This is a genomic window from Neisseria subflava, from assembly GCF_024205705.1.
Taxonomy (GTDB): Bacteria; Pseudomonadota; Gammaproteobacteria; order Burkholderiales; family Neisseriaceae; genus Neisseria; species Neisseria subflava_D.
This window is the reverse complement of sequence record NZ_CP073115.1, coordinates 19,205-39,984: the sequence shown is the minus strand read 5'-3', so window position 1 is coordinate 39,984 and position 20,780 is coordinate 19,205. Positions and strand designations below refer to the sequence as shown.

Annotated in this window: 21 protein-coding genes; 1 reads left to right on the top strand and 20 read right to left on the bottom strand. The window is 50.3% G+C overall.

Annotated features, from left to right (window positions below; all coding sequences use genetic code 11):
* Positions 1-18: 18 nt before the first annotated feature.
* The 9 genes from lpxD to frr form a co-directional block, all read right to left on the bottom strand.
* Entirely contained in the window at positions 19-1,059 is a 1,041-nt protein-coding gene (lpxD, locus tag KCG54_RS00210) for a UDP-3-O-(3-hydroxymyristoyl)glucosamine N-acyltransferase (protein WP_254324293.1), read from the bottom strand.
* A gap of 101 nt (positions 1,060-1,160) precedes the next feature.
* Positions 1,161-1,670, bottom strand: coding sequence for an OmpH family outer membrane protein (locus tag KCG54_RS00205; protein WP_101755713.1), 510 nt, complete (start codon positions 1,668-1,670; stop codon positions 1,161-1,163).
* A gap of 111 nt (positions 1,671-1,781) precedes the next feature.
* The gene (bamA, locus tag KCG54_RS00200) at positions 1,782-4,184 is read right to left on the bottom strand and encodes an outer membrane protein assembly factor BamA (protein WP_254324292.1); all 2,403 of its coding nucleotides are present in this window, start codon (positions 4,182-4,184) and stop codon (positions 1,782-1,784) included.
* A 3-nt stretch (positions 4,185-4,187) separates the two neighbouring features.
* Positions 4,188-5,528: an RIP metalloprotease RseP gene (gene rseP, locus KCG54_RS00195; protein ID WP_254324291.1), complete on the bottom strand. Its 1,341-nt coding sequence runs from the start codon at positions 5,526-5,528 to the stop codon at positions 4,188-4,190.
* A gap of 131 nt (positions 5,529-5,659) precedes the next feature.
* Complete coding sequence (gene ispC, locus KCG54_RS00190) at positions 5,660-6,841, bottom strand: 1-deoxy-D-xylulose-5-phosphate reductoisomerase (protein WP_254324290.1); 1,182 nt, start codon at positions 6,839-6,841, stop codon at positions 5,660-5,662.
* A gap of 117 nt (positions 6,842-6,958) precedes the next feature.
* Complete coding sequence (locus KCG54_RS00185; protein WP_003747899.1) at positions 6,959-7,708, bottom strand: SIMPL domain-containing protein; 750 nt, start codon at positions 7,706-7,708, stop codon at positions 6,959-6,961.
* Positions 7,709-7,741: 33 nt separating this feature from the next.
* Positions 7,742-8,536, bottom strand: coding sequence for a phosphatidate cytidylyltransferase (locus KCG54_RS00180; protein ID WP_254324289.1), 795 nt, complete (start codon positions 8,534-8,536; stop codon positions 7,742-7,744).
* 5 nt (positions 8,537-8,541) lie between these two features.
* Positions 8,542-9,288: an isoprenyl transferase gene (locus tag KCG54_RS00175; protein WP_049328737.1), complete on the bottom strand. Its 747-nt coding sequence runs from the start codon at positions 9,286-9,288 to the stop codon at positions 8,542-8,544.
* 57 nt (positions 9,289-9,345) lie between these two features.
* A complete protein-coding gene (frr, locus tag KCG54_RS00170) occupies positions 9,346-9,903 on the bottom strand; it encodes a ribosome recycling factor (protein WP_003686718.1) in 558 nt (185 codons plus the stop codon).
* Positions 9,904-10,434: 531 nt separating this feature from the next.
* Here frr and KCG54_RS00165 point away from each other — a divergent pair.
* Positions 10,435-11,040, top strand: coding sequence for a hypothetical protein (locus KCG54_RS00165; protein ID WP_224783379.1), 606 nt, complete (start codon positions 10,435-10,437; stop codon positions 11,038-11,040).
* Between the two features lie 243 nt (positions 11,041-11,283).
* On the opposite strand, the gene KCG54_RS00160 is transcribed toward KCG54_RS00165, so the two are convergent.
* The 11 genes from KCG54_RS00160 to KCG54_RS00110 form a co-directional block, all read right to left on the bottom strand.
* Entirely contained in the window at positions 11,284-12,291 is a 1,008-nt protein-coding gene (locus KCG54_RS00160) for an IS5 family transposase (RefSeq protein ID WP_254324288.1), read from the bottom strand.
* Positions 12,292-12,413: 122 nt separating this feature from the next.
* Positions 12,414-12,713: a DUF2818 family protein gene (locus tag KCG54_RS00155; RefSeq protein WP_003686671.1), complete on the bottom strand. Its 300-nt coding sequence runs from the start codon at positions 12,711-12,713 to the stop codon at positions 12,414-12,416.
* Between the two features lie 220 nt (positions 12,714-12,933).
* A complete protein-coding gene (gene nuoN / locus KCG54_RS00150) occupies positions 12,934-14,376 on the bottom strand; it encodes an NADH-quinone oxidoreductase subunit NuoN (protein WP_254324287.1) in 1,443 nt (480 codons plus the stop codon).
* A 9-nt stretch (positions 14,377-14,385) separates the two neighbouring features.
* On the bottom strand, positions 14,386-15,882 hold the full coding sequence (locus KCG54_RS00145; RefSeq protein ID WP_254324286.1) for an NADH-quinone oxidoreductase subunit M: 1,497 nt from the start codon (positions 15,880-15,882) through the stop codon (positions 14,386-14,388).
* Between the two features lie 178 nt (positions 15,883-16,060).
* Entirely contained in the window at positions 16,061-16,381 is a 321-nt protein-coding gene (locus tag KCG54_RS00140; protein WP_254324285.1) for a cupin, read from the bottom strand.
* Positions 16,382-16,457: 76 nt separating this feature from the next.
* Positions 16,458-16,763, bottom strand: a complete 306-nt coding sequence (locus KCG54_RS00135) for a chorismate mutase (protein WP_254324284.1) — start codon at positions 16,761-16,763, stop codon at positions 16,458-16,460.
* Between the two features lie 73 nt (positions 16,764-16,836).
* Complete coding sequence (gene nuoL / locus KCG54_RS00130; RefSeq protein WP_070765537.1) at positions 16,837-18,861, bottom strand: NADH-quinone oxidoreductase subunit L; 2,025 nt, start codon at positions 18,859-18,861, stop codon at positions 16,837-16,839.
* A 2-nt stretch (positions 18,862-18,863) separates the two neighbouring features.
* Complete coding sequence (nuoK, locus tag KCG54_RS00125; RefSeq protein ID WP_004519135.1) at positions 18,864-19,169, bottom strand: NADH-quinone oxidoreductase subunit NuoK; 306 nt, start codon at positions 19,167-19,169, stop codon at positions 18,864-18,866.
* The gene (locus KCG54_RS00120) at positions 19,166-19,837 is read right to left on the bottom strand and encodes an NADH-quinone oxidoreductase subunit J (protein WP_254324273.1); all 672 of its coding nucleotides are present in this window, start codon (positions 19,835-19,837) and stop codon (positions 19,166-19,168) included. Before KCG54_RS00120 ends, nuoK begins: the two co-directional genes overlap by 4 nt.
* Positions 19,838-19,848: 11 nt before the next feature.
* A complete protein-coding gene (gene nuoI / locus KCG54_RS00115; RefSeq protein ID WP_002216341.1) occupies positions 19,849-20,328 on the bottom strand; it encodes an NADH-quinone oxidoreductase subunit NuoI in 480 nt (159 codons plus the stop codon).
* Positions 20,329-20,383: 55 nt separating this feature from the next.
* Positions 20,384-20,779, bottom strand: coding sequence for a GFA family protein (locus tag KCG54_RS00110; protein WP_003676990.1), 396 nt, complete (start codon positions 20,777-20,779; stop codon positions 20,384-20,386).
* Position 20,780: the final 1 nt, after the last annotated feature.

Sequence of the window (20,780 nt, the reverse complement as noted above, 5' to 3'; positions counted from 1 at the left end):
GGACTGTTTGCGCCGCCTTTAGGCTTCGTCGCTGTCGGCAAGCTGTTTTTCCAGCGTTTTGAGGCGTTTGTTCATTTCGCTCAAACGGTGGATATAAACGGCATTGCGCGCCCAGTCTTTGTAGCCCGACATCGGGAAAATACCGGCCAAATGCTGGCCGCTTTCGGTAATGCTGTGGGTAACGGATGTACCGCCGCCGATGGTGGTTTTATCGGCGATTTCAATGTGTCCGACCGTGCCGACACCGCCGCCGATAATACAATAATTGCCGATGGTGACGCTGCCGGAAATGCCGGTTTTGGCGGCGATAACGGTGTGCGAACCGATTTTGCAGTTGTGGCCGATTTGGACTTGGTTGTCGATTTTGGTGCCGTTGCCGACGGTCGTGTCGCTCATTGCGCCGCGGTCGATATTGGTGTTCGAACCGATTTCCACATCATCGCCCAGCGTGACTGCGCCGGTTTGCGGAATTTTAAACCATGAATCGCCGGCAAAGGCCAAGCCGAAACCGTCTGCGCCGATGACTGCGCCGCTGTGGATTTCAACACGGTTGCCCAAAGTGCAGCCGTAATAGATGACGGCGTTGGGATGCAGCACGACTTCATCGCCCAACGTGCAATCATGTTGGACAACGGCATTGGCCAAAATACGGCAGCCTTCGCCCAATACGGCATTCGCGCCGATATAGGCATTCGCGCCGATTTCGCAGCTCGCCGGCACTTTGGCGCTTGCCTCGACAACGGCGGTCGGATGTACGCCGCCCTGTGCTTTGACAATCGGCGAGAACAATCGTGCTACTTTGGCAAAATAAAGATAAGGGTCGGCAGCCACAATCAGGTTGCGGCCTGCAAATTCGTCTGCGGCTTTCGGCGACACAATCACTGCGCCTGCCCGGCTGTCGTGTACTTCGGCTTTGTATTTCGGATTGGCCAAAAAGCTGATGTGTTTCGCCTGCGCCTGATCCAACGGACGGACAGCGGTAATGGCGATGTCTTCGCCTTTCCATTCGCCGCCGAGTTGGGAAACGATTTGGGACAGGGTGTATGCTTGTGAAGTCATGATAATCTGCCGTCAAGATGTCAGGCCGTCTGAAAGATGCCGGTTTGGGTTTCAGACGGCCTTAGGTTTGTCTGTATGGTTGCATTCGCTGCCGAGCAGGGTCAGTGTGCGTTTAGGGCTTTGATAACGCTGTCGGTAATGTCGTAGCGGCCGTTGACGTAAATCACGTCCTGCAAGATGAAGTCGTAACCTTCGCGTTTGGCTAAATCGACGATGACGCGGTTGGCATTTTGCTGGAGCGCGGCGAATTCTTCATTGCGGCGCAAGTTGTAGTCTTCAGCCAACTCGGCCTGCTGCTTGCGGAATTTTTGTACCAGATTGCGCCACTTTTGGGTTTCCGCTTCCCTTTGGCTGTCGCTGAGTTTGTCGCTACTCAGTTTTTGCTCCAAAGCCTCGCCTTCCTGCTGCAGCTTTTGCAAGACGGTTTGACGGCTTTTGAACTCTTTTTCCAAAGTCATCTGAATGCTTTGCGCCTGCTTGGATTCCTGATAAACGCGCTCGGTATTGATAAAACCGATTTTCTGCACGCCATCCGCCGCCGCTTGCGGCAACAGCACGAAACCCGGCAGGGCTACGGCGAGGACACGGAGGGTGTCGGCTATTTTACTCATGATAAAAATCCTTGCTTGAAAACAGACGGGCGGTTTGCAATAAGCTTGCCGCCAATCTGCCATGAGGCCGTCTGAAACGGACAAACCCGGTTTCAGACGGCCTAAACATCATCAGAATGTCGTACCGAGTTGGAATTGGAAGCGTTGGATTTCGTCGCCTTCTTTTTTCTTAATCGGATAAGCATAACTGAACTTCATCGGACCCAGCGGAGAGAGCCAAGTCACGGCAGCACCGGCAGAGTAACGCAATTCGTTTTTGAATGTCGATTTGTGCGTTGTGCCTACGCCATACACGTTTTGGAGCGCGCCATTAGTGTAATAAGAATTGCTGCTGCTGTCGTTGTAGGTTTTGTCGTCCCACACGCTGCCCGCATCGGCAAACAGGCTCAGACGGACGGTACGCGAGTCTTTAATGCCCGGCATCGGGAAGAGCAACTCTGCGGAAACGTTGGCTTTTTTGTTACCGCCGTAGCTGATTTTTTCGCCGTATTCGTCATAGACTTTCGGGCCCAGCGTACCGCTTTCAAAGCCGCGGACAGAGCCTAAGCCGCCGCCGTAGAAGTTTTCAAAGAACGGCATGGTTTTGGTTTTGCCGTAGCCGTTGCCATAACCGACTTCGCCACCCAGCATCAGCGTGAAATCTTTGCTCAATGGGAAGAACCAAGTTTGGTTGTGGGTCAGGGTGTAGTATTGCAGGTCGCTGCCCGGCAAGGCGATTTCGCCGTTTACACCGGTCAGGTAACCGCGGGTCGGCCACAAGGCATTGTCGGTTTTGTTGCGGCCCCAGCCGATGGTACCTTTGTACAACCAGCCTTTGAAGCTGCCTACGCCGCTGCCGTCGCCTTTACCGTATTGGTTGATAAAGTCGGCATAGCGTTTAGGCGCGCCTTTGTAGGTGTTCACGGTCAAGCGTTCTGCGGCCAAACCGAAGTTCACACGGTCATATTCGGTAACCGGAATACCGATACGCAAACCGCCGCCGAAAGTCGTGGTTTTATATTGTTTCGCGCTGGAAGAAGCTTTACGCGGGTCGTAGGTCTTGCCGTAAAGGTCGTAGCCCAAGCTTACGCCGTCAGGTGTGAAGTATGGGTCGGTAAACGACAATGAGCCGTTTACTGTGGTTTTACTGCGGGAAGCGCGCAGAGAAACGGATTTACCCGTACCGAACAGGTTGTCTTGAGCCACACCGGCAGACATTACCAAACCGGTATCCTGAACCCAACCTGCACTCAAGTCGAGCGAGCCGGTAGAACGTTCGGTCAGGCTCATGTTCAGGTCAACTTGGTCAGGCGTATTGGCCACAGGAACAGCATCGAATTGAACGTTGTCGAAGTAGCCCAACAACTCAACGCGCTCTTTAGAACGTTGCAGTTTGGCAGAGTCGTAAGGCGCCGATTCCATTTGGCGCAACTCGCGGCGGATGACTTCGTCACGGGTTTTGTTGTTGCCGGTAATGTTGATTTCGTTCACATAGATTTTGCGGCCCGGTTGAACGGTCAACACAAAATCAACGGTATGCGTTTCGGCATTTGGAATCGGTTGGACATTGATTTCGCTGAATGCGTAACCTGCCTGACCCATGCGGTTTTGGATGGCTTCGAGCGAATTGGACATTTGCGCGCGCTCGTACCATTTGCCCGGCTTCATGGTCAGCAGTTTTTCCAAATCTTCTTTCGGCACTTCCAGCGTATCGCCTTCGATGCGTACATTGCCCCAGCGGAAGCGGTCGCCTTCGCTGACGGTTACTTTAATGGTCTGCTTGGTTTTGTCTTCGTTGGTTTGGATATCGGTATCCAAAATGCGGAAGTTGAAGTAGCCGTTGTTTTGATAGAAATTGGTGATTTTTTCCATGTCCTGAGCAAATTTTTGCTCATTGAACTGGTTGCTCTTCGTGATCCAAGTCCACATGCCGCCTTCGCTCAGGGACATTTGTTTCATCAGACGGCGGTCGGAATAAACTTCGTTGCCCTCAAATGAAATATCGGTAATCTTGGTAGATTTGCCCTCTTCGATGGCAATATCGATAGATACGCGGTTGCGGGCAAGTTTGGTTACGGTCGGCGTGATTTGGACAGACTGTTTGCCACGGCTCAAATACTCTTCTTTCAAACCGGCAACAGCTTGGTTCAGCGTTGCTTGGTTGAAGTATTGGGATTGCGCCAAACCAAATGCTTCAAGGTTTTTCTTGATGGCATCGTTTTGCAGCATTTTCGCACCGGTAATATTGAGCGAGCTGATGGTCGGACGCTCAATCACGGTCAGCAGGACTTGATTGTCCATGGTTTCGACGCGTACGTCGTCAAAGAAACCGGTTGCGTAGAGTTTTTTGATGATTTCTTCACTGCGCGCATCATTGAAATTATCACCGACTTTAACGGGCAGGTAGTTGAAGACGGTACTCGGCTCGGTGCGTTGCAGGCCTTCGACGCGGATGTCCTGAATGGTAAAGTCAGCCAATGCCATTGGCGACAGGCTCAATACCATTAAAGCGGAAGCAATCTGGTTCAGTTTCATAAATTATCCAAACAAACGGTTGATGTCATTAAAGAAAGCCACAGCCATCATCAAAAGCATGGCTGCCAGTCCGAAGCGCAGGCCGACTGCCTGTATGCGCTCGCTCAAAGGCTTTCCGCGTATCCATTCGGCGGTATAGAAAACCAGATGTCCGCCGTCTAAAACGGGCACGGGCAAAAGGTTCAACACGCCTAAGCTGATGCTGACCAAGGCCAGAAATTCGAGGTAGCTCTGCAATCCGAGTTTGGCGGATTGTCCGGCGACATCGGCAATGGTCAGGGGGCCGGAAATATGGTTTAAAGAGGCATTGCCTGTAACCAGTTTTCCGAAAAATTTGAGGGTCGTCCACGAATAGTTGACGGTTTTGTTCCAACCCAATTCAAAGGCTTGGGCAACGGAAGGCGTATAACGGTAGCGGATGGTTTTATCCCACTCTTTATCCGCCTGGGCGGCAAGCCCTGCTCTACCCACCAGCACGCCTGCCGACTGCTCGACGCTGTCCGGCCGGATAGCGGTCGCCAGTATTTTACCGTCGCGCTCGTAAGTCAGTTCGATTCGTTTGCCGGGGCTGGCGCGGAAAAGTTCCGTCCATTCCTGCCAGCTTTCGATGGGCTTCCCATCGGCGGTCAGCAGTTTGTCGTTTTCCTTCAAACCTGCTTTTTCGGCCGGACTATTGGCCAAGACTTTGCCGATGCGATTAGTAATTCTAAAAGGCAAAAGGCCGATGTTGCCTTGGCTTTTCGCAACTTTACCTGCTTCAGGCGTACCGGCGGCATCAATTATGCGGATGGCTTGGGTATTTGAGGCCGTCTGAACAGCGACTTTTACAGGGCCGGCTTCAAGGTTCAACACCATCTCGGTTTGCGCATCGCTCCAGTCTTTAACGGCGATTCCGTTGACCGATACAATTTTATCGCCTGCCTGAAAACCTGCTTTGGCGGCAATACTGGCAGGCTCGACCATGCCGACATAGGGGCGCAACTCGGTTACGCCGAAGGAAAAGCTCAAACCGTAAAGCAAAACGGCCAAAATCAAATTGGTCAAAGGACCGGCGGCGACAATGGCGATGCGCTTGGCCGGATGCTGCTTGTCAAAGGCGTACGGCAAATCTGCTTCTGCCACCTCGCCTTCGCGCGTATCGACCATTTTAACGTAACCACCCAGCGGAATCGGGGCAAGACACCACTCAGTATCGCCGCGTTTTCGGGTGAAAAAGGGCTTACCGAAGCCGACGGAAAAGCGCACGACTTTAACGCCGCACCAGCGGGCAACAATATAGTGTCCGAACTCATGCAGGCTGACCAAAATCAGAATGGCGACGATAAAGGCTAAAAAGGTTTGCAAAAAAATCCCCTGAGTGGAATGTGATGAACAACGGATAAAGCCGTCTGAAAACCGATTATAAAGGCAGTTGTTCCATTTTGTCTGCCTAAATGCCAAGCGGTTGGCGTTTCAGACGGCCTGTTATTGAAGCTTTATTGTTTGCCGATAAAGGCTTCTGCCTGTCTGCGTGTTTGCGCGTCTTGCGCCAGCAGGCCTTCGATATCGTGATGGCCGTCCGAAAAATCTTGTGCAAGGCAGTAGGCAACGACTTTGGCAATATCGGTAAACTTGATACGTTTCTCTAAAAAAGCAGCCACAGCAACTTCGTTTGCGGCGTTCAACACGCAAGGCGCGGCGCCGCCCGCATTCATGGCCTGATAGGCAAGTTTCAGACATGGGAAACGGTCAAAGTCAGGCTTTTGGAAGGTCAACGCGGATAAAGCGCCGAAATCCAGCTCGCCCACACCGGAATCGATACGTTCGGGCAGGCCCAAACAATAAGCAATCGGCGTACGCATATCAGGATTGCCCAACTGCGCCAATACCGAACCATCGCGATAACGTACCATGCTGTGTATCACGGATTGCGGATGAATGACGACTTCCAGTTTTTCCGGCGGACAGCTAAACAGCCAATGCGCCTCAATCAACTCCAAGCCCTTATTCATCATTGATGCGGAATCAACGGAAATCTTGCGCCCCATGCTCCAATTCGGATGCTTGACCGCCTGCTCGGGCGTAATGCTGTCAAATGTACTTAAATCTGTATTAAGGAAGGGGCCGCCCGATGCGGTCAGGATAATTGAATTGATACCATGCTCATTCAGACGGCCTGTGTAATCCCTTGGCAATACTTGGAAGATGGCGTTGTGTTCGCTGTCAATCGGCAAGACGGTGGCGCCGTTTTGACGGGCGGTTTCCATAAACAATGCGCCGGAAACCACCAGCGTTTCTTTGTTTGCCAGATAAATGGTTTTGCCCTTTTGAGCGGCGACCAAAGCCGACGGCAAACCGGCCGCACCGACAATGGCACACATCACGCCGCTGACTTCATCGGCAGAGGCGACATCAATCAGGGCTTGAGAACCATATAAGACCTGCGTATCGATGCCTTCTTGTTTGAGTTTCTTTTCCAGCTCGGCCGCATGGCTGGCATCGCCGACAACGGCATATTCCGGGCGGAACTGTTTGCATTGCGCCGCCAGCTTGTCCACCTGCCTATGCCCTGCCAGCGCGAACACGCGGAATTTTTCGGGATGGCGGGAGACAACGTCTAAGGTACTTTCGCCTATGCTGCCGGTACTGCCTAATATGGTCAGAACTTGTTGTGTCATGGTGTGTTCTTTGTGTGCTGTGCAAACGGTATTCATTGTGTTTGAAATAGATTTCTTTGCCGTTTCCAATTTTCAGACGGCCTTTTACCTCCCGGCTAAACAGGCCGTCTGAAAGAATTACTCAATGCCGTATTCGATGGTAACAACCAGTCGAACTTGTTTGCCGACGGTACTTTTATCGTAAGAACCGCCGTATTCGTCGTCCTCGCTGCTGCCGGTGTCGGCATAGATGTTGAACGAGCCTTGCGAAGCAGAACGCATGGCGCCCACTTTGCCGCCGCCGGTTTTGGCAAATTCGGCCGCGCGTTTCTGCGCATCCTCAGTCGCCTGCGTAATCAAATCGCGTTTGATGGTTTCCAAATTGCCCAGCAAATATTGAGGATTGTCGAAGCGGATGAATTCGTTTTGCGCACGAAAATTCAAAATGGCGCGCTGGGCGGCTTGGATTTTGTCCAGTTTTTTGGTGTTGACCACAATGTTGAGGTCGCCGTCGTAGCCGTTTGGCGTGCGGGTTACGTTGCCCAGTTCGTCGCGGGTTTCATTGAAAACGCGCGACACTTCGGGCAGGCCCACTTTCATTTCAGCCGCCGTAAAGCCTTGCTCGCCCAAAAACTTAGACAGCTTCTTGCGTCTTGCCGTCAGCAAATCCAAAACTTCCTGATAGCTCTCGCCGTGCGCGTTCACGCCCGTATTCCACGTCGCACTGTCGGATTGGAAGTTTTTCTCCGCCAAACCTTTTACGGTAATCGTCCCCGGTTGGCGCAGATTCTTAAACTGCACGCCCAAAATAAACGCCGCAGCCATCAATCCCAGTGCCAACAATACGCCCAAAATCGATAAAGATGAAATCTGTTTTTGTTCGGACATCATCAGCTCCCTCAACCACGTCAGACAGGCTGTTTAAAACAAATATATAAAGGCGGCATAAATGCTGATAACGGCAATCAGGCTATCCACACGGTCGAACACGCCGCCGTGTCCCGGCAACAGATTGCTGCTGTCTTTGATACCGGCCGCACGTTTGAGCCAGCTTTCCAGCAAATCGCCGCACACGCTGACAACGGTCAGAATCAAGCCGATCAAAATCGTTTTGAACCAACCGGCTTCAAAAGCCAGCCAACCGGCTTTCCATACGATGGTCATGTACACGACAACGCACAATGCACCGCCGATCGCACCTTCCCAGCTTTTACCCGGGCTGATGGTCGGCGCAATTTTGCGCTTGCCAAACGATTTGCCGCAGAAATACGCGCCAATATCGGCCACCCACACCAAACCCATAATCGCCAATAAAGACAACGCGTCTTCAGGCTGAGGGCGCAGGTAAACCAGTGCGAACCAAAACGGCATCACCAACAACCAACCGACCGTGTAAGCCTGCCAGCCGCCGTTTAACTTCCATTTCGCCTTCAGCCACCAAGGCATGACAATCAGCCAAAACGCCAATACGACATACCAAACCAAATCAGGCAACTGCCAACCGCCGGCATAGGCAATCACGCCGAACACCAGCGTTGAAGCCAAATAATGATTGATTTTCAGCTTGTCCAAGCCGCTCATGCGGGCATATTCCCACAAAGTCAGCATGGCAATCAGACCACAAAACGCCGCCCACAACCACATAGGTGCATAAAACAGCATACCCAGCATCAGCGGCAAAAGCCACAGCGCCGTCAAAATCCGTTGTTTCAACATAGTTCTCAACCCCGTTGCTGCTCAACCGGCAGCTGTTCGGAAGTCCGCCCGAAGCGGCGTTCCCGTTTTTGGAACGAAGCAATCGCCTCGTTCAGCGATTTCTCATTAAAATCAGGCCACAGCGTATCCGTAAAATACAATTCCGCATACGCCATCTGCCACAGCAGGAAATTACTGATGCGCGTCTCGCCGCCGGTTCGGATAAACAAATCCGGCTCGGGTGCATCGCCCAACATCAAATAGCGCGACAACGCCTCTTCCGTAATCTCAGTTACACCCTCGGCAATCAACTGATTTGCCGCCTGCAAAATATCCCAGCGGCCGCCATAATCGGCGGCAATGCTCAAAGTCAAGCCGGTATTGTTTGCCGTCAACGCCTCTGCCGCCTCAATCCCCTTCAGGATTTCAGCATTAAACCGCTCACGGCTGCCGATGACCCTCAAGCGCATATTGTTATCGTGTAAACGGCGCACCTGCTTTTGCAAAGCCTGCAAAAACAGCCCCATCAGAAAAGAAACCTCTTCCTCGGGGCGTCGCCAGTTTTCAGTCGAAAAAGCAAACACGGTCAAATACTGCACACCCAGTTCAGCACAATGCTTCACCATGTTCTCCAGCGCATCCAAGCCGCGCTTATGCCCCATCACACGGGGAAGAAAACGCTTCTTTGCCCAACGTCCGTTGCCGTCCATAATCACAGCAATATGTCGGGGGATGGCAGAGTGTTCCAAAATCGTCTGCGTACTGCTTTTCATGTCTGCCTTTCAGGGAGCAAATCGTCCAAAGGCCGTCTGAACGGTTTGCACACAGGATTAAATCGCCATCAAATCTTCTTCTTTGGCAGCCAAGAGCTTGTCCGCCTCAGCAATGTATTTGTCGGTCAACTTCTGAACCGCTTCCTCGCCACGGCGTGCTTCATCTTCAGAAATCTCTTTGTCTTTCAACAGTTTTTTGATGTGGTCGTTTGCATCACGGCGCACATTGCGGATAGACACACGGCCCTCTTCCGCCTCACCGCGTACTACTTTGATCAAATCTTTACGGCGTTCCTCAGTCAACATAGGCATAGGGACACGGATCAAATCACCGACAGAAGCAGGGTTCAGACCCAAATTGGAATCACGAATCGCTTTCTCAACTTTTGCAGCCATATTGCTCTCGAAAGGTTTCACACCAATCGTACGCGCATCCAAAAGCGTCACGTTTGCCACTTGGCTCACAGGCACCATACTGCCCCAGTATTCCACTTCCACTTGGTCGAGCAGGCCGGTATGCGCACGGCCGGTACGCACTTTAGCCAAATTGTCTTTCAATACTTCCAGAGAACGCTGCATTTTGCCTTCAGCTGTCTTTTGAATATCATTAATCATCTTATACTTTCAATTTCATAGGAATAAAACAGGATTAACCAAGAATAGTACCGTTAAACCGCCCTCACGACAAGGCTTTACGCCCCAACAGCCTTGTTTTCTAAACGATATTTAACATCGAACAAAATAAAGGCCGTCTGAAAATCTTTCAGACGGCCTTTATTGTTTCAAGCAACTGCATCAACTCGACCTTTTGGCTTAATTTATTTGCCAACTGACCCAAACTGAAATCTCCCTATCATTTTCAATCGAAACCTAATCTTAATAACTCAAAAGCTCACAGTTGTACTCTTGGTAATTAAAGTTAACTTGCCCTCGACATCTACCATCACTATCAGAAACCTTCTCTCTAAAGTAATGAAGTTCGCAAGGTAGATCCAATGTAACAACCTGCCTTCCCATGCAAATTTTCACATTTAGTTTGCAAAATTTGTATAAAAACTATATTACGTTATAATTGGTTTTATTCGAATACGGTATTTAATTCACCTGAAAACAAACAGATAAATGCAAATTAACTAGAGAATATCTATGAACAAATTACTCATCCTATGCTCAGCATTAGCGCTTTCTGCCTGTGTTGTACCACATCCCTATACTTCAACCGAATATCAAAAATATAAACAAAGTGATTTGAAAGTACCAAACCAACCTTATCCTATACGTTTAGAGGGAGAGTTCGAGCGTAATGGTAAATCTTTCCCTAAAGTAAATCCGGCTCTAACAAAAGCTGCCAAAATTGCACTAAACGGAACAAAGATTGTAACAGTAGACCCGCAAGCCCAAAACAGCCTGAAAATCCATGCCAACAATATCGCCAATATTGGTGGTGCAGTGGGTAACGGTATAAAAACAGGTCTGACTTTCGGATTAGCAGGCAGTACAGTTCAGGATTACTATCAATTCTACTGTAGCTACTCAGATGGCAAAAAAGAATTAAACCGTTCCGAATTTAATCACGCTATTGTGACTACTATTGGTTTAACCTCCACACCAAAAGAGCTGACTCCCCATAGTAATCTGGATCAGGCATTTATCTCTGTAACTAAAGATATTGTTGTTAATTGCTTAGGTGACTTGCAAAACAAAGGTTTCTTGTTACCAGAAACAGCCAATACCCATACCGGCAGTAACTGAAATTTCTGAAGATGTTGCCAAAGCTGCCATTATGAAACTGAATATGGCAACTCCAGGTCAATGTTCCAAAGCTCATCCCTAAAACAATCCTTACTTGAGACCTTTGCAAAATTCCTTTCTTTCCGACAGCCGAAATCCAAACACAGGTTTTCGGCTGTTTTTGTTTCAAATATCCACTGATTCTACTCAAATACCCTCTTAATCCTCCTTGGATACCTGATTAATCAGGCATCCGGCCGCCTTTTAGGCGGCAACAGGCGCACTTAGCCTGTTGGCGGCTTTCAAAAGGTTCAAACACATCGCCTTCAGATGGCTTTGTGCACTTACTTTAACCAGCCCGAAATAGGCTGCCCGGGCATAGCGGAATTTACGGTGCAGCGTACCAAAGCTTTGTTCGACCACATAACGGGTCTTCGACAAATACCGGTTGCGTTTGGTTTGCGCTTCCGTCAGCGGATGGTTACGGTGTGCTTTGCGCATAATGCCGTCCAGCAGCCGATGCTCTTCCAGATGTTGCCGGTTTTCTTCACTGTCATAGCCTTTGTCGGCATAGACGGTCGTACCTTTGGGTAACCCTTCCAACAAAGGCAATAGGTGTTTGCATTCATGGGCATTGGCGGGGGTAATGTGCAGTTTCCCGATATAGCCTTCCTCATCGGTGCGGGTATGTTGTTTGTAACCGAGTCTGTATAAACCGTTTTTCTTTGTCCAGCGGGCATCGCTGTCTTTACTCGGTGTGGTTTGTCCGCTGACTTGTCCTTCTTCATCGACTTCTATGGCCTGACGCTGTTTGCTGCCGGCGGTCTGAATAATGGTGGCGTCAATGACGGCGGCGGATGCTTTCTCTATTTTTAGGTTTTTTTCGGTCAGTTGGCGGTTAATCAGTTCCAGCAATTCGGACAGGGTGTCGTCTTGCGCCAGCCAGTTGCGGTAGCGGCATAAGGTGCTGTAATCGGGGATGCTCAGTTCGTCAAAACGGCAAAACAGGTTGAAATCGATGCGGGTGATGAGGCTGTGTTCGAGTTCGGGATCGGAGAGGCTGTGCCATTGGCCGAGCAGGACGGCTTTGAACATGGACAACAGGGGATAGGCGGGACGGCCGCGGTGGTCTCGAAGGTAACGGGTTTTTTGACGATTCAGGTATTGTTCGATCGGTTGCCAATCAATCACCTGATCCAACTTCAATAGTGGGAAGCGGTCGATGTGTTTGGCAATCATGGCTTGGGCAGTTTGCTGAAAGAAGGTACTCATGAAAAATCCCCTAAATGTCTTAGTGGGAATTTAGGGGATTTTGGGGAATTTTGCAAAGGTCTCTACTTGATATAAAAAGGCCGTCTGAAAATCTTTCAGACGGCCTTTTCCTAATTCAAATCCTACTCTCTATTCCGTTCATTCCAAAAGTAACGCCATACAAAGCATGGGAAGGCAAAAATCAGGTAGAGGCAGACAACGGTCGCGTAAAACTCCCAATCTTGGGCATGTACGGCTCCTGCACGCGATTCGAGGATATAGGCGAGAATCGCGGTAAGAAGGAATCCTGCCAGCAATTCGATCAAGTGATGGCCGATGTGTTTGCGTTTCAGGGCGATGATGCCGAAGAATTTGGTGGTAATAAATGGTGCGTTGGCAAAGATGAGTGCCAACAGCAAAAGAATGTACATGGATGCGGTCATGGTGGTCTTTCGGTTTTCAGACGGCCTATATGTGATTTTAACATGTTAAATGGGCATTCTTGCCCATCATTATCCGTGGAATATTCAATATCTTGATGATACCTGCTTGATGATTGTTCAAAGGCTTGAGGCCGTCTGAACTTTGGGTATATTTCATCCGAATGCGAATCCTAACAAAAACGGCGGCTTTGGAACAGCCGCCGTTGGTTTTGTTTGAAGCTTACAGGGTATTTTCCAATGCTTTGGCACACCAGTCGATAACGGTTTGCGGCATGATACCCCACAGGAGCAGCAGGAAGGCATTGACCGTCAGGACAAATTTGGCGGCATAGTTGCTGCCGACCGGCCGGTCATGGTCAGGGGCATCGAAGTAGATGACTTTGACCACACGCAGGTAGTAGAACGCGCCAATCAGAGACATGATGACGGCAAACACTGACAACCAAACATAGCCTTGTTTCAAGAGCGCCATAATCATGCCGAACTTGGCGTAGAAGCCCATCAGCGGCGGAATACCTGCCATGGAGAACATGGACAGCAACATCAGGAAGGCAAACCATGCATGGCGTTGGTTAAGACCCGCGAGGTCTTTAATGTTTTCACACTCAATATCTTTGGTGGACAATACCATCAAAACACCGAAGCTGACTGTCGCCATCAAAGCATAGGTAATGGCGTAATACAAACCTGCGGTAAAACCGACCGCGCCTGCCATAAACGCCAACAGGATAAAGCCCATGTGCGATACGGTGGAATAGGCAAGCATACGTTTGATATTGGTTTGCATGATGGCAGCAAGGTTACCGACCACCAAAGAAGCAACGGCAAGGATGGCCAACATCGGCGCCCAGTCTGAACGTATGGTATCCATACCGGTAACAAGGATACGGAACGCAAAGACAACAGCGGCAATTTTCGGAGCCGTACCCACAAAGGCGGCAACAGAGGTCGGCGCGCCATCGTACACATCGGGTATCCACATATGGAATGGAACCGCACCCAATTTAAATGCAATGGCGACTACAATAAATACCATACCCAATTTCAACAACCATTCATTGGCCTGCTCGTTGAAAGCAGAAGCCAAGACAGAAGCAAAATCAAGGGAACCGGTGGCGCCGTAAACCATGGAAATACCATAAAGCAGCAAACCGGAGGCCAACGCGCCCAATACGAAGTATTTCAGCGCGGCCTCGGCAGAGCGGCCGGAATCGCGGCGTAGGGCAATCATGGCGTACAGCGATAAAGACAACAATTCCAAACCGATATACGCGGTCAAGAAATGTGCCGAGCTGACCATGACGCTCATACCCAACAGGGCGAACAGTGACAGGGTATAAAACTCGCCTTTAAAAATTTGGCGGTCTTGGTTGTACGGTTTACTGTAAATAAACAGACCAAACGTCAGTGCATACAGTACCAGTTTTGCCAAACGGGACATGCCGTCTGCAATATACATACCGTGAAAGGCATCGACACTGCCCTGTTCCCATACCGCCAATTGGGTAACAGCCACAATAATGACTGTTCCCAAACTCATCAGATGGGTCAAATAGCGGTTTTTATCGCAAATCCACAAGTCTGCCAGCAATACGACACCCAATAGCGCAAGCAGCACGATTTCGGGCATGGCGGGCATTAAATTCAAATCAGACCAGTTCATTTACACACCTCAAATCTTGCTTTGTGCCACATGGGCAATCAAATCGTTTGCCGCCTGATGCACCACTTCGATAAACGCTTGCGGATACAGACCCATGCCCAATACAGCAACCGCCAAAATCGCCAAAATCGCAAATTCGCGGCAATTGATGTCTTTCATTTCGGCAACGTGCGGATTGTGGATCGCACCAAAAATAACGCGTTTGTACATCCACAAGGTATAAGACGCACCGTAAATCAAGGTCATGGCAGCCAACGCGCCTACCCAGAAATTCACTTTAACCGCTCCCATAATCACCATAAACTCGCCCACGAAGCCGGAAGTCGCAGGCAGACCGGCATTGGCCATACCGAACAACATCATAAACGCCGCAAACTTAGGCATCACATTGACCACGCCGCCATAATCGGCAATATTGCGGGTATGCAGGCGGTCGTACATCACACCGATACACATAAACATCGCGGCAGACACAAAACCGTGGGAAATCATTTGAATGATTGCGCCTTTCAATGCCCAGTCATTCAATTGGCCGTTCACAAACAGGAACATGCCCAAAGTGACAAAACCCATATGGCTGATGGAAGAATACGCCACCAGTTTTTTCATATCGGTTTGCACCAAAGCCACCATACCGATGTAAATCACGGCAATTAGGCTCAATACGATGATCACAGGGGCAAAATAGCGTGCCGCATCCGGCATAATCGGCAGGATAAAGCGCAAGAAGCCATACGCACCCAGTTTCAGCGTAATTGCCGCCAACACCATCGAACCGCCGGTCGGCGCTTCAACGTGAGCATCCGGCAACCAAGTGTGCACAGGGAACATCGGCACTTTTACAGCAAATGACAGGAAGAACGCCACAAACAAAAGCTGTTGTACGCCCAATGGAATCTGCTTGATGTTTTGGAAATCGACAATAGAGAAGCTGCCTGTTTGATAGTACAGGTAAACCATGGCAACCAGCATCAAGAGCGAACCCATCAGCGTATAGAGGAACAGCTTGACCGACGCATAGACGCGGCGCGGGCCGCCCCATACACCGATAATCAGGTACAGCGGAATCAGCATACCCTCGAAGAACACATAAAACAGAATCGCATCCTGCGCGGCAAACGCGCCGTTAATCAAACCCGACATCATCAGGAATGCCGCCATATACTGCGCCGGACGTTTCTGAATGACTTCCCAACCGGCCAATACCACCAACAGCGTAATAAACGCATTCAAGATGATAAAGAGCACTGAAATACCGTCCACGCCCAATGCGTAGTTGATTTTCAGAAGCGGAATCCACTCGTGGAACTCGGTAAATTGATAGCCGCTGCTCAAACGGTCGAAACCGGTAAACAGGGGCAGCGTTACCAAGAAACCGGCAAGCGCACCCATGAAGGCAAGCATACGCGCCAGCGGAGCACGGCTGTCTTTACCGGTCGCCAAAACCAGCACACCTGCGGCGATGGGTATCCATATTGCCAAGCTGAGTAGGTAGTTGGAAAACATAGTGGTTAACCTGTGGTTAAAATAAAAAATATAGTTGTATGGGTTGGTTTTCAGACGACATTTCAGGAGGCCGTCTGAAAAAGATTGTGTATTTTGTGTACAGCAAAATCAAGAAAAATGTATATCTGCCGTCATTCTCTTATTCTGTTGCTGTCTCAAACCTTCTTTTCAGGCGGCCTCAAACACTGTCCTCTTTCTCAATCACCAAAATCCGCGCCTCGCCGCACGGATGGGCGACGTGTTCCGTGCCGATTCCTGCGTAGAAGATATCTCCGCTTTTCAAACGAACGATGTGTTCTTCGCCGTTTTCTCGGTAGTGCATCTCAACTTCGCCATCCATCACGGCAAACACTTCCTCGCCGTCGTTGATGTGCCATGTGTAGGGTTGGTTCGTCCAGTGCAGGCGTACGGTGGTGCCGTTCATATTGGCGATGTCGAGCGCGCCCCATGCGCGGGAAGCGGTAAATTCGGCGGAGCGGATGGTTTGTGTGTCCGACATGGTTTTTTCTCGCCTCTATATTTCAGACGGCCTCTTCCATATTTTTCTTGTCAAAACCATTATCCGAAGATTTTGACTACGCTCCATCGGTACGGTTGGTGTCCATCTCAAGTTTAATGAACACATCAATCATGCTGCGCCAAACTGCTTCTGCTACTTCGGGCGACAAACCGGCCTTTTCGGCATAAGCGCGGCGCGAGGTAATCACTTGAGCCACCCGTTCAGGCGCGGAAACCGCCCACACATCGTTTTTAGGTTTCAGACGACCAGCCTGCCGTACCAATTTCTGCCGGCGGGCGAGTAATTCGATTAATCCCTTGTCCAAACCATCAATGGCTTCGCGGACTTCGTCCAGGGTTTGCGGTAATTTGTCTTCAATCATTGTTGCTCAAATTTTCTTTTTTAGACGGCCCCTATACACACAAACTATAGATAGGCCGTCTGAAATCCCGCTTTTATCGGAACAATCCCCAGAAGGTCATGCCGAGCAGTACCAATACGCCGAATACCATAGCGGCGGCGTAGGTGTAGATAAAGCCAGTTTGGACTTTGCGTACCTGCGCGGCAATCGCGCCGACCAGTTTGGCAGAGCCGTTGACGATACCGTTGTCGATAATGGCGGTATCGCCGACTTTCCAGAAGAAAGTACCCAATGCGCGCGTGCCTTTAGCGAAGACGTTGAAATACAGGGCGTCGAGGTAGTATTTGTTTTCAAACAAAACGTAAATCGGACGGAATGTCTGTGCAATTTTCGCAGGCAGGTGCGGCAGTTTGACGTACAGGAGCCATGCGCTCAATACACCTGCAATAGCGAGGTAGAGTACAGGCGAATGCAGGCTGTGAGACACCATTGCCAATGCGCCGTGGAACTCTTCCTTCATGATGTGCATGGTCGGATGCGCGTCGGCATTAACAAAAATCACGTCTTTGAAGAAATCGCCGTAGAGCATGGGTTCGATGGCGATGTAGCCGATGATGACGGACGGAATGGCAAGCAAAATCAAAGGCAGGGTAACGACCAGCGGGCTTTCGTGCGGATTGTCGTTTTTGCCCAAGCCGTGATGTTCTTCGCCATGGTCGTCTGAATGGTGTTCGGGCAGGCTGCGCCATTTTTCTTCGCCGTGGAACACCATAAAGTATTGGCGGAACGCGTAAAACGCGGTAACGAACACACTGGCGAGGACGGCGAAATAAGCAAATCCGCTACCCGGCAGGGTGCTGTATTTCGCTGCTTCGATAATCGAATCTTTGGAATAGAAGCCGGAGAAGAACGGCGTACCGATCAGCGACAAGTTACCGATCAGCATGGTCAGCCAAGTAATCGGCATGTATTTTTTCAGGTTACCCATATGGCGCATGTCTTGGTCATGGTGCATACCGATAATCGCGCTACCTGCGGCCAAGAACAACAAGGCTTTAAAGAAAGCGTGGGTCATCACATGGAACATTGCTACGGAATAGGCAGACGCGCCCAGAGCCACGGTCATGTAGCCCAGTTGCGACAGGGTGGAATACGCAACCACACGTTTGATGTCGTTTTGAATCACGCCCAAAAAACCCATAAACAGAGCAGTAATCGCACCGATTACCATGATGACAGATAGCGCAGTGCTGCTCATCTCATAAATCGGCGACATACGCGATACCATGAACAGACCGGCGGTAACCATGGTTGCGGCGTGAATCAATGCAGAAATCGGTGTCGGGCCTTCCATCGAATCAGGCAGCCAGACATGCAGCGGGAATTGTGCAGATTTACCCATCGCACCGACAAACAGGAGTAAACAGGTTACAGTAATCAAAGACCATTCCACACCGGGGAACAGTTGGATAGTGGCCGTCTGAACATTAGGCAGATAAGCGAATACATCTTGATAGCGCAGGCTGCCGCCGAAATAGGCAAGCACCAAGCCGATACCGAGCAAAAAGCCGAAGTCGCCGACACGGTTGATCAAAAAGGCTTTCAGGTTGGCAAATGTTGCGCTTGGACGTTTGAAATAGAAACCGATCAAGAGATACGATACCAAGCCCACAGCTTCCCAGCCGAAGAAGAGTTGGATGAAGTTGTTGCTCATAATCAGCATCAACATGCTGAATGTAAACAAAGAGATATAACTGAAGAAGCGTTGGTAGCCGACTTTTTCGTCGTGCATATAGCCGATGGTATAGATATGCACCATCAACGACACGCCGGTAACCACGACCATCATCATCGCCGTCATCGTATCGACCAAAAAGCCGACGGAGAAATCTAAGCCGCCCATTGTCAGCCAGGTATAAACGTTCTCGTCAAACTTGGTACGGCTGCCATTGAGGAATCCCCACAGCACATAAGCCGACAGCACGGCAGACACCGCCACGCCGAGTATCGTAACCGTATGCGCGCCGGCACGTCCGATTTTGTTGCCGAACAAACCCGCAATCAGCGAGCCTGCCAAAGGTACAAGGGCAATTATCAAATATAAAGTCATATCGTTCATGATTACCCTTTCAACTCATCCAAATCGGCAACGTTGATTGTTTGTCGGTTGCGGTACACCAGCACCATAATCGCTAAACCGATGGCAGATTCGGCAGCGGCAACGGTCAGTACGAAGAATACGAAAATCTGTCCGGCGGTATCGCCCAAATATTGCGAGAAGGCGATAAAGTTGAAGTTCACCGCCAAAAGCATCAGTTCAATGGACATCAACAATACCAGCACGTTTTTACGGTTCATAAAGATGCCCATTGCGCTGATACCGAACAGGAGCGCACCCAATACCAGATAATGCGTCAAGGTAATCATGCTTTGCCCTCCCCTTCCGGCTTGAGGCCGTCTGAAACTTCGCTTTCTTCGGCAGATTCGACTTGCAGTTTGACCGCTTCCATTTTCACCAGACGCATACGGCCTTGGTCGGCGCGTACTTTAACTTGGTCGGCAGGATCCATACGTTTCGGATTAACCGTTTTACGGTGAACCAGCGCAATCGCGGCTACCATACCCAACAGCAGCAATACCGCCGCCAATTCAAACGGCAACAGATAGTCGGTATAAATACGGCTGCCCAAATCGCGGATATTGTTGTAATCGGCCGGAATGTCTTTCATCAGACCAAATGCGGCAAGGTCGGTTTTCGGGTTAACCAAAATCAGGATCAGGGCAACCGCCAACAATGTGCCGACCACGCCGGCAACCGGCGCATGACGCCAGAAACCGGCGCGCATTTCTTCAATGTCGATGTTCAACATCATCACGACGAACAGGAACAACACCATCACGGCGCCAACGTAAACCACCACCAGAGTCACGCCCAAAAACTCGGCCTGCATCAGCATCCAAAGCATCGCGCTCACGCAGAAGGTCAGCACCAGATGCAAAGCGGCGTGAACAGGGTTTTTAGCGGTAACGGTACGAACCGCACCGTACAAAACGATGGCGGCAAGGATATAGAACAGAATCGCGGAAAAAGTCATTCGTCTACTCCTTAACGATACGGCGCGTCAGCGGCTTTGCGTTTGGCGATTTCAGCTTCGTATTTGTCGCCAATGGCCAAAAGAATCGGCTTGGTCATGTGCAAGTCGCCTTTTTTCTCGCCGTGGTATTCAAAAATATGGGTTTCCACAATCGCATCGGTCGGGCAGGCCTCTTCGCAGAAACCGCAGAAGATGCACTTGGTCAGGTCGATGTCGTAACGCTTGGTGCGGCGGGTGCCGTCTTCGCGTTCTTCCGATTCGATGTTAATCGCCATTGCCGGACAAACTGCCTCGCACAATTTACACGCAATACAGCGCTCTTCGCCGTTCGGATAACGGCGTTGCGCGTGCAGGCCACGGAAACGCACGGATTGCGGCGTTTTTTCTTCGGGGAAGTAAATCGTGTCTTTGCGGGCGAAGAAGTTTTTGAGCGTTACGCCCATGCCTTTCACCAATTCGCCCAGCAGGAAGGTTTTTACTAAATTAGCCATTTTCGGATGCTCTTTTCGGATTGTTCTGTTTACAGGCCGTCTGAAAGCGGTTTTTTTAACCTGCCGCGCCCACCATTTCTAAAAACTCGGCTTCGGTCAGCTTCGGGGTATCGTTGGCCAAGTCATAATACGGAGCTTTGCAATCAATAAAGATTTGTGAGGTAGTTTCAAAGCCCGCGTTGTCGGCAAACAGCCCGGCGTTGATGTAATAATCGTTGCCAACCTGCACAAACAGGTGTGTGCCGCAGTGTTTGCAAAAACAGCGTTGCGCCCATTCGGACGACTGATAATGCGCGATGTGCTCGCTGCCTGTGATTTCGGGCGACCGGGCGGCCAAAGTAAAAGACGCGCCGCTGCCCCATGTGCGGCATTTCCCGCAATGGCAGGCGTGGAGTTCGCGGTTTTCGGCGGTTTCCAGTGATACTGCGCCGCACAGGCATTGAGCTTTCATC